The sequence below is a fragment of the Deinococcus sp. genome (genome assembly GCF_018260405.1).
GTDB lineage: Bacteria > Deinococcota > Deinococci > Deinococcales > Deinococcaceae > Deinococcus.
On the sequence record NZ_JAGLBG010000258.1, the window covers coordinates 1 to 596 of the forward strand.

Here is a 596-nt window from a genome sequence, read left to right on the forward strand (position 1 = left end):
TGCTCGGCTTCGAACCGGGGCAGGTGGTGATGCCTCCTGCGTTGCCGTTCGCATCGCTCGGCTTGCCCGTGAGGACGATGTTGCTGGTGCCGCCGCCGCCGCCGCCTCCGGTCATCGGATTCTGGTTGTTGGAAATGACTTTGGACAGACCGTTGTCGGGGCAAATAGGCTCGGCCGGAAGAATTTCGTTGTCTCCCTTGTCGGGAGCGGCCTCTTTTGCGTCGCATTCGTCGTCGTCGTCATCGTCGTCGTCGTCCTCCTCCTCTTCGTCGTCGTCGTCGTCGTCGTCCGAGTCCTCGGGACAAGGACTGGGACACTCCGATCCCTCCTCGTCGTCGTCGTCATCGTCGTCCTCCTCCTCCTCGTCGTCATCATCGTCGTCGTCGGACTCGTCGCATTCTGGCTCCTCTTCGCAATCCTTCTCTTTGTCGCAATCGTTCTCGTCGTCCTCGTCGTCGTCGTCGTCGGGCAAGGCGGGCTTCGTAGGAAACGAGTACCGATTTCCCTTTTTAACCAGGACTCCTTCGTCCACGAGTTTTTGCAGAGCCCGAATAGTTTTCAACATCTGAAGCGAAAGAAAATCCTATTCAGTCCGG

Annotated in this window: 1 protein-coding gene; it reads right to left on the reverse strand. The window is 58.6% G+C overall.

All coding sequences use genetic code 11. The features are described 5' to 3' along the window. The coding region (locus QZ269_RS13425; protein ID WP_291427191.1) for a hypothetical protein at positions 1-472 on the reverse strand (472 nt) is incomplete at its 3' end. Between the last annotated feature and the right edge of the window lie 124 nt (positions 473-596).